Origin of the sequence: Flavobacterium enshiense DK69, from assembly GCF_000498495.1 — a bacterium.
GTDB lineage: Bacteria > Bacteroidota > Bacteroidia > Flavobacteriales > Flavobacteriaceae > Flavobacterium > Flavobacterium enshiense.
Genome location: NZ_AVCS01000003.1, coordinates 59,439 through 68,811, shown reverse-complemented (window position 1 = coordinate 68,811; position 9,373 = coordinate 59,439). Strand labels below are relative to the sequence as shown.

Below are 9,373 nucleotides of genomic sequence, written 5' to 3'. Positions count from 1 at the left end.
TCGAATCCCTCTTTCTCCGCAAAAATAAAAAGCTTAGTTTTTATTTTTAAAGTTAATTTACAAAAGTGCATTGTAAATTGATGTTTTAGTTTTGTGCACTCACAGATCTGAAAGAGATTTTACATATTGGAGAAATGGCAGAGTGGTCGATTGCGGCAGTCTTGAAAACTGTTGACTGTAACAGGTCCGGGGGTTCGAATCCCTCTTTCTCCGCAGAAACCCTTGTAATCTTTTGATTTATGAGGGTTTTCTTTTTTAGTTGACAATCCCTCCCTTTTTATACTGACATCTCCCGTTTCTTGTTTTTATATTATTGCAGTACATTTTATACTTTTTTCAAAATGTTATACGGCCGCCTTAAACAATTTTCTATCTTTGTTACATGATGAAAAAAATAGCAATAGCGATTTTATTTCTTATTGCCTGTGTAATCAATTTGGGACACAATCTTTTTCCGCATTCTCATGTGGTAGAACATTTTCATAACGGTCACCATCACCACCATCACGACGAAAAATCGCAGGAAAATGGCTTATCACTTTTCTTTTCTCATTTTAACCATACTTCAGACAATTTCACAAAGGGACATTCAGACGATGAAGTTCGTTTTATAAATGTAAATTCAATTACAGCAGTTCCTACAGAAATAGCGGTAATTACTTTAGAATGCTTTGACAGTTCACCACAATTGTCTTTAAAGACTTTTGGAAAGCCGTTCGTATTTATTTCTCCGCATTTAAAATCCTACCAATTTAGAGGACCTCCTTCTTTTTTAAGTTAATCATTACTTCTGATTTAAAAAACTCGTAGTTTTTATTACTATGAGCATTCTTATGTTTATCCATTCACTAAAAGCAACCAATGAAACAATTATTGCTTTCAATGACGGTATTAGCAATATTAACAGCTTGCGATACCAAAAAAGCTGATGAACATGGTCATGACCATTCTGAAGGAACGCATCAACACGAAGATGGTTCCGCACATGAAAATCATGAAGAAGCTACTACTCCACAGGAAGAATTTACTGTAGGCAGTGATAGTACCTCAACGCAAGAAGCTCACAACCATAAGTACGCAGTTGGTAAAGAGCATCAACATTAATTAGTATAAAGCCCACAGTCGTTTCATGTTTTGATTGTGAACTGATTACTTCGACCTAAAAAAAACACATATGAAAATTCAATATAAAATAATAATGCTATCCTTTTTCATTTTGAGTATGGTTAGCTGCAATAAAAAAGAGGAAGCAAAAGAAAGCTCGTCACTTGAACCGTTAGCATATACACTCTACACTACTAACTCAGAATTATTTGTAGAGTTCAAACCGTTGATAGTCGGACAGGCTTCCAAGTTTGCTGCTCATTTCACCATCTTAGGAGACAATTTCAAACCTTTAACTGAAGGCAATGTAACAGTCAGTTTAATCGTTGGAAATGAAGGCATACGAAATTCTGCAAACAATCCAAGTACGCCTGGAATTTTTCGCTTGGCTTTGACTCCAAAGATGGAAGGAAAAGGAACTTTGATTTTTGATATAAAAACCAAAGATTACACGGATAAAATTGTTATCAACGATGTGATGGTTTATCCAAATGAAAAAGCTGCTTTAGAAAAGCAACCGGAACATTCTGAAAGTGGCGACATTTCCTATTTGAAAGAACAGGCTTGGAAAGTGGATTTTGCCAATAAGGAAATTACTAAACAGGTTTTTTACGAGATTATCAAAACAAATGGACAAATTCTTTCTGCTCCCGGTGATGAAATGATTGTAACTGCAAAAGCAAGCGGTATTGTTCGTTTTTCAGGTAAAAACACAATTGTAGGTTCAGCTGTTACTCCTGGAAATTCTCTTTTTACGGTTGCAGCTGGAGACATGACAGTAAGTAATATTGACGCTTCTGTAAAGGAAGCCAAAGCCAATTATATTAAGGCAAAAGCAGATTATGAACGTTCAAAGTTATTAGTTGCTGATAAAATCATTTCAGAAAAAGAACATCTTCAAACTAAGCTTCAATTTGAGAATGCGCAAATCGCTTATAACACAGTAGCAAAAAATTATGGTTCCAGTGGACATAATGTTTTAGCGCCAATGTCCGGATTTGTAAAAAACATATTGGTTTCTGAAGGGCAATTTGTCGAATCAGGTACACCACTGGCAACAATTTCGAAAAACAAAAAGTTACTGATACAGGCTAATGTATCTCAGAATTACTTTAACAGATTGGCTTCGATAACTTCAGCTAATTTCAAAACGCCTCAAAGTGATATTGTTTACAATACTAAAAACCTGAACGGAAGAATTGTTTCCTACGGAAAAAGCACATCAAATAACACTCCTTTTATTCCAGTAACTTTTGAAGTTGATAATCAGGGACAATTAATTTCAGGTTCTGTTATTGAAGTTTATCTTAAATCTTCACCTATTGAAAATGCTTTAGCAGTACCTGTATCAGCTTTAATTGAAGAGCAGGGAACTTTTTATGTTTATGTTCAGACTGCTGGTGAAAGTTTCCAAAAAAGGGAAGTTAAATTAGGAGCTTCTGACGGCCAGGATGTGCAAATACTATCCGGAATCACTGAAAATGAAAGAGTGGTAACTAAAGGATCATTTCAAATCAAATTAGCAACCGCTTCAGGAACTATGCCTGCTCATGGTCACGAACATTAAACTAAAAAGCTATGCTTAATAGGATAATAAACTTTTCTCTGCAAAATAGGTTTTTTGTAGTGATAGCATCGGCTTTACTGCTCCTTTTTGGTGGTGTCGTGGCTTCTCGAATGGAGATTGATGTATTTCCGGATTTAACAGCTCCAACAGTTGTAGTTCTTACGGAAGCGCATGGAATGGCACCCGAAGAGGTTGAAAAATTAGTTACTTTCCCAATTGAAACCGCTGTTAACGGAGCTACAAGCGTAAGACGTGTACGCTCTTCTTCATCAGCTGGAATATCAATCGTTTGGGTAGAATTTGAGTGGAATACTGATATATACAAAGCACGTCAAATCGTAAGTGAGAAAATCACTGCTGTTTCGGAAAAACTGCCACAAGGTGTTGGAAATCCTATTATGGGACCGCAATCTTCCATTATGGGAGAAATCATGCTGATAAGTGTAACAGCTGATAAAACTTCTCAAATGGATTTAAGGACCATTGCGGATTGGACAATTCGACCAAGATTATTGGCAACCGGAGGTGTTTCACAAGTTGTGGTGATTGGTGGAGAATACAAGCAATATCAGATATTAGCTTCTCCACAAAAAATGAACTATTACAATGTTTCCTTAAACGAATTACTCAAAGCCAGTAAAGAAGCAAACGGAAATTCTTCCGGCGGTTTTATGAACGAATATGGTAATGAGTACATAGTAAAAGGCATCGGTCGTACTTCAGAAATTAACGAATTGGGAAAATCCGTAATCAAAACGGTTAACGGCAATACCATAAAAATTGAAGATGTTGCTGAAATAAAGATAGGCTCTTCCTTAAAAATTGGTGATGGTTCCTTAAAAGGAAAACCAGCGGTTATTATGACTGTCATGAAGCAACCTGCAACAAATACTTTGGAACTGACAGACCATATTGATGACGCTATTACCGATATTCAAAAGAACCTGCCTAAAGATGTACATATCAATACAAAAATCTTCCGTCAGGCTGATTTTATAAACGCATCAATCAGCAACATTCAAAAAACACTTTTGGAAGGCACAGCGTTTGTTATCATCATTCTGTTTTTGTTTTTGATGAACTGGCGTGCTACTTTCATTTCATTGTTAGCAATTCCCATTTCATTAATCGTTGCCATTTTAACTCTTAAATGGTTTGGGTTTACCATAAATACAATGAGTCTGGGAGGTATGGCAATTGCAATTGGTGATTTGGTTGATGATGCCATTATTGACGTGGAAAACGTGTTTAAACGACTCAAAGAAAATGCTCTAAAACCAGACGGCGAAAGGAAAAATAAGCTTACTGTAATTTTTGACGGTTCATTTGAAATAAGAAGCTCAGTAATTAACGCCACATTTATAATCATAGTAGCGTTTTTGCCCCTATTCTTTTTATCAGGAATGGAAGGCAAACTTTTGGCACCGCTCGGAATTGCGTTTATAGTTTCGTTGTTTGCTTCCTTAATTGTTTCGATAACACTAACCCCTGTTTTAGCAAGTTATTTGCTTACAGATGAAAAAATGCTGTTAAAACAGCATAAGGAAAGCTGGCTGGTAAATCATCTGCAACAATTGTACACAAAGGCTCTGCAAAAAGCCATGACGCTTAAAAAGAAAGTTCTTTATATCTCAACCGGACTGTTTTTAGTTGCTTTACTCGTTATGAGTCAGTTAGGAAGAAGTTTTTTGCCTGAGTTTAATGAAGGTTCATTAGTGGTTAGCGTAGTCAGTTTACCTGGTATTTCATTGGAAGAAAGCAATAAAATTGGAACGCAGGTTGAAAAGGCACTTCTTTCGGTTCCTGAAATAAAAATCACGACACGAAGAACTGGTAGAGCCGAACTCGATGAACATGCGCAAGGTGTAAATTCTTCTGAAATTGATGCTCCTTTTACTTTAGACGAACATAATCGAGAAGAGTTCATGGCAGAAGTTCGTGAAAAATTAGCAGGTGTTTCAGGGGCAAATATCACAATTGGGCAGCCCATCGGTCACCGCATTGACCACATGCTTTCGGGCACACGGGCTAACATAGCTATTAAAATTTTCGGTTCCGACTTAAATAAGCTTTTCACTCTTTCCAACCAGATCAAAAATGAAATCCATAGTGTTGAAGGTTTAGTTGATTTGAGCGTTGAACAGCAGATTGAAATTCCGCAAATTCAGATAAAAGCAAAAAGAGAATTGCTTAATCACTACGGCATAACTGTTGGTCAGTTCAACGAGTTTGTCGACGTAGCTTTTGCCGGCGAAAAAGTTTCCGAAATTTATGAAGGTAATAAAACGTTTGATTTGCTGCTCCGTTTCGATGATGCTAACAAAGGAAAGATTGAAAACATCAAAAATGCAATGATTGATACAAAAGATGGTCAGAAAGTACCTTTGTATTATGTTGCTGATATAATAAGCGCTTCGGGTCCTAACACAATTAATCGTGAAAACGTACAGCGAAAAACTGTCGTTTCTGCTAACGTAACGGGACGTGACCAAAGTAGCGTTGTAGCTGATATTCGAAAGATAATTGATGAAAAAATAAAGTTACCTGAAGAATATCACATCGAGTACGGGGGGCAATTTGAAGCAGAAGCAGAAGCGTCAAAAACATTACTGCTTACTTCTTTTCTATCCATATTTGCGATTTTTATGATTTTATATCACGAATTCAAAAAAGTAAAAACCGCATCAATCATTTTGCTTAATCTTCCTTTGGCTTTAATTGGTGGAGTATTCACTATTTATTTTACAAGTGGAATTTTGAGTATTCCTGCAATAATTGGTTTTATCACATTATTTGGTGTAGCAACCAGAAATGGTATTTTGCTTATTTCTCATTATGAGACACTGGAAAAAGAAGGTTTAAGTCTTTATGATACGGTCATACAGGGTTCAAAAGACCGATTAAGCCCAATTTTAATGACTGCTTTAACCGCTGGTTTGGCTTTGATTCCGTTAGCAATTGCAAGCGATTTGCCGGGAAATGAAATCCAAAGCCCTATGGCTAAAGTAATCTTGGGCGGTTTACTTACCTCAACACTACTGAACATTTTCATTGTGCCAGTGGTATACTATTTATCTAATCGTAAAAAAGAACAAAATGAAGCGTAGTTTTTTAGTGATAATATGTGGAATCGCACTTATTCCGTTGCAGGGAAAATCACAATCTACAATTGACGAAGTATTGTCTGAAGTCAGTAAAAACAATAAAACCATTCAGGCGAATGAGGAATATATTAAAGCGCAGAAAGTCCAATATAAAACGGGAATTTCGCTTTATAATCCGACATTGGAATATGATTATCTGAAAGGAAGTCCGGCAAATGCAGGAAATCAAACCGATTTTACCATTTCCCAATCCTTTGATTTTCCTACAGCATATTCGAAGAAAAATCAGTTAGCTAATGAGCAGATAACTCAGGCTGATATCCAGTATAAATTGATTACTCAAAATTTGCTGTTTGAAGTGAAGAAAATCTGTATCGAATTAGTGTACAGGAATAAACTTCAAAATCCTTTGACTAAAAGAAAAGCAGCAACCGAAAGATGGTTATCAAATTTTCAAAGGAGGTTGAAGAACGGTGACGGTAATATTCTCGATGTAAATAAAGCCGAAGTTCAATTGATTGAAATAAAAAAAGAACATCAGGAGAATCTTTCCGAAATAGTAAGACTAAACGAAAAACTTACTGGTTTAAATGGTGGCAACCCATTAGTTTTCAAGGACACTGTTTATTTTGATTTTCCTGCAATTCCTGATTTTGAAACCTTAGAAAAAGAGATTGAAGATAGCGATCCAATGCGAAAGTTTTTAGAACAGGAAAAACTGATTACCCAGAAACAAATGGAAGTAAGCAAAGCCTTAACATTGCCAAAAATGGAAGTAGGTTACCATTATCAGGGTATTTTGGGACAGACCTACAATGGTATTCACACTGGGATTTCATTGCCTTTATGGGAAAGTAAAAACACCGTAAAACTGCAAAAAGCAAGAATGAGTTTTGCTGAAATGTCATTAACTGACCATAAAAATGATCATTATTACGAAATAAAACAGCTTTACGGCAAATATGAAAATCTAAAATCAATTTTGAATGATTATCAGAAATCGACTGTTATGAACGATAATATAATGCTTCTGGACAAAGCTTTGTCATTAGGACAAATTTCATCTTTGGAATACTTTGTTGAGCTTAATTATTATAACAATACAGTAAATTCATATCTGAAAACTGAAAAGGAGTATTTTGAAGTAATTTCAGAGCTGTTGAAATATAAATTATAGATGGTTTTATCTTCAGTTTATTGTAAAATAACATCAATACAATTTGTTAAGATAGCTGTAAATTGAGCTTTACGCTAATATCCTGTGAGTCCCTCAGCCGTTTCTAAGTTCTGCCAGTCAGATACTTTAGAATTAAATTCCCATTCATCGTACTAAGTGACGTGCTGAGGTTCTTCAGGCTCATAAGTATCTTTTTCCCAGAATTAAACCCGAACTGCTCAAAAGATTACTGAGATCTATTCCTTCTTCCATTGACCAAAACCCTGTTTTGTCCCGGCTTAGTTTAATTTATTCAAAAAAGTTAATTTGGATCAACAACAAAACCCTTTGATTTTGTGAAAAGTCGCTATAATCCAGTTACTTATGAGAGGATTGGGTATTTTTGCATTGCCAACCCCAAAGGCATTAAGTTCTCTAATGCAAAATCAACCTACAAAAGAACAATATTAAAGTTTGTTTCATTGCCATTGCAGTTAATCGAAACAACACATTGTAAAGTAATTTAACTATATGCCCTAAAAAAATAAAAAGGGATGAGTGCTAAATTTAAATAATCTAATTTTTAACATATGAAAAAAATAATCTACTCAACAATCCTAATCTTATTTATTGCCAATTGTTATTCTCAGACGTACAGGTCATGTGTACACGTTAAGTGTGAATATTCTGTACTTGATAATGATGGTAATTATCGTAAAGAAGCATATGCTGTTACCGATAACAATGGTAAAGATGTTAAGGAAAAAGAAGAAAAGTGGCTTTTAAAAACGGTAAAAAAATTAGTATCTAATTATAATTACGGAACTCACGATATAGTTTCACCAAATAGTGGATCTGAATATCGATTTGAAGTTGTTTGTAAAGAATGGGTGGAGAGAAGCCAAAATAACTATCAAAATGATAACAGCAATTCCTATTATAACCAAAATTATAATAATTCATACCAAGGTGGAGGTTATATAGCACCACATAATACAAGTGCTCCCGGGATTCGTTAAGATAGTTGACAAAGATTAATTAATAGCGTATTAGTGATTTTCTACAGTTTCAAATGAATTTATAGAGATCCACTTATTAGGATATGTCTGGAAATAGTGTGGTTAAATCCCTAAGTCTATTGTAATGATTTGTGTGTTAGCAAAAAACTTATGATTGAATCCAAAGTAATTGTTTTAAATGACACACATAATTTTAGGTATTTCAAACCAGGAACAATACAGAGATTAGACGTAAGAAATAATTTAATTTTTTCAAAGTGATGCAGACGAATTGTTAAACTTTGACATAGACGATATAAGTAAATTTCTTAGTTATAAAACTGCATACGGCTTTAACTTTCCCTGCCACAAGGCTAGGATTTTAAATAATTTAAAGATGAGACATTTATTTCTTTTGATGTTTTTTTTAATGGGTTTTAATTCAAAAGCTCAAACTGAATTTTTTGCTTCCAAAATCTCCTTTTCGGAGAGAAACCTATCAGATTTCTATTCTTCGATAGCTGTCGATAGCTCGCAGGTTTATTTTAATGCAAATGATTATAGGCTTTATGCTTTTGATAAAAAGAGCGGCAATGAAAATTGGCAATTTTATTTGGCCAACAAATCCAACAAAGCTCCATTCATCTATAAGCAAACTGTTTTAGCAAATGAACACGTGAGTCAGTACAGTGATAAAAGTTCTCAGCTTGATTCTAAAACAGGAATTGCAATCCAGGAATTAAAAATAGATGAGATACTGACAACTCCCCTATTTAAGGATTCTATAATGTACTGTACCGGGCTATATGAGGGTGGGGCAATAATTGCATACAATCTGAACAAAAATGAAGTTCTATGGAGCAGGTTCATTGCACATGGGTCTTCAATACGTCCATACTATTTAAAAGATAAGATAATTGTTAACGCTGAAGGTGATAATTGGTTTGAGTTGGATTATGACGGTAAACTTATTGATAATAGTTGCAAGTACAAATCGACCTTTAATGATGGTAGTGAGGTTTGTGCCAAGAACTTTAAGCGATTAACCCACAACCAAAAGGAACTCTCAGAAAATTACTTTAATAACGATGACAATGTCGATATTAAATATGGGAAAGACAAAACGATACTTTTGAGCGGAAATGAACTAATATTCATCAACAATAGAAACAAAGTTTCTAAGAAAGTGGATTTGGATCAAACGCTGGAATTTCCTGAAGGCTCTGATGCCTATAACGAGTATAAAAGCATTGTTAAGGCAGACGACAATGTTGTCTGGGTTTTTTATCAAAATCTTTTGGCGGTTTACGACCTTAAAAAGAATGCAATTATACAAACAATCGATTTGACCAAATGGAACCCTCACAGGCTCGTAGCTGATAAAAATGATTTGTGGCTTGTTTCCAGGAATGATGGTCAGTTATATGGGATTCATATAAATTAA

The 9,373-nt window shown here is 34.9% G+C and carries 7 protein-coding genes and 1 tRNA gene; all 8 read left to right on the top strand.

The genetic code is table 11. The annotated features are described in order from the left end of the window. The first annotated feature begins 128 nt into the window (after window positions 1-128). The 8 genes from FEDK69T_RS01210 to FEDK69T_RS01175 all read left to right on the top strand — a co-directional run bounded on the left by FEDK69T_RS01210 (window position 129) and on the right by FEDK69T_RS01175 (window position 9,373). Window positions 129-213: transfer RNA gene (locus FEDK69T_RS01210), tRNA-Ser, on the top strand. 169 nt (window positions 214-382) lie between these two features. Beyond that, window positions 383-781 (top strand): hypothetical protein, encoded by a 399-nt coding sequence (locus FEDK69T_RS01205; RefSeq protein WP_023572309.1) that lies wholly within the window; start codon window positions 383-385, stop codon window positions 779-781. 80 nt (window positions 782-861) lie between these two features. Then, window positions 862-1,104, top strand: a complete 243-nt coding sequence (locus FEDK69T_RS01200) for a hypothetical protein (protein WP_023572308.1) — start codon at window positions 862-864, stop codon at window positions 1,102-1,104. A 70-nt stretch (window positions 1,105-1,174) separates the two neighbouring features. Beyond that, window positions 1,175-2,671 (top strand): efflux RND transporter periplasmic adaptor subunit, encoded by a 1,497-nt coding sequence (locus tag FEDK69T_RS01195; RefSeq protein WP_023572307.1) that lies wholly within the window; start codon window positions 1,175-1,177, stop codon window positions 2,669-2,671. 11 nt (window positions 2,672-2,682) lie between these two features. Beyond that, entirely contained in the window at window positions 2,683-5,778 is a 3,096-nt protein-coding gene (locus tag FEDK69T_RS01190) for an efflux RND transporter permease subunit (RefSeq protein ID WP_035629873.1), read from the top strand. Beyond that, window positions 5,768-6,952: a TolC family protein gene (locus FEDK69T_RS01185; protein ID WP_035629874.1), complete on the top strand. Its 1,185-nt coding sequence runs from the start codon at window positions 5,768-5,770 to the stop codon at window positions 6,950-6,952. Before FEDK69T_RS01190 ends, FEDK69T_RS01185 begins: the two co-directional genes overlap by 11 nt. Window positions 6,953-7,521: 569 nt before the next feature. After that, window positions 7,522-7,950, top strand: a complete 429-nt coding sequence (locus FEDK69T_RS01180; RefSeq protein ID WP_023572304.1) for a hypothetical protein — start codon at window positions 7,522-7,524, stop codon at window positions 7,948-7,950. Window positions 7,951-8,326: 376 nt separating this feature from the next. Next, entirely contained in the window at window positions 8,327-9,373 is a 1,047-nt protein-coding gene (locus FEDK69T_RS01175) for an outer membrane protein assembly factor BamB family protein (RefSeq protein ID WP_131494738.1), read from the top strand.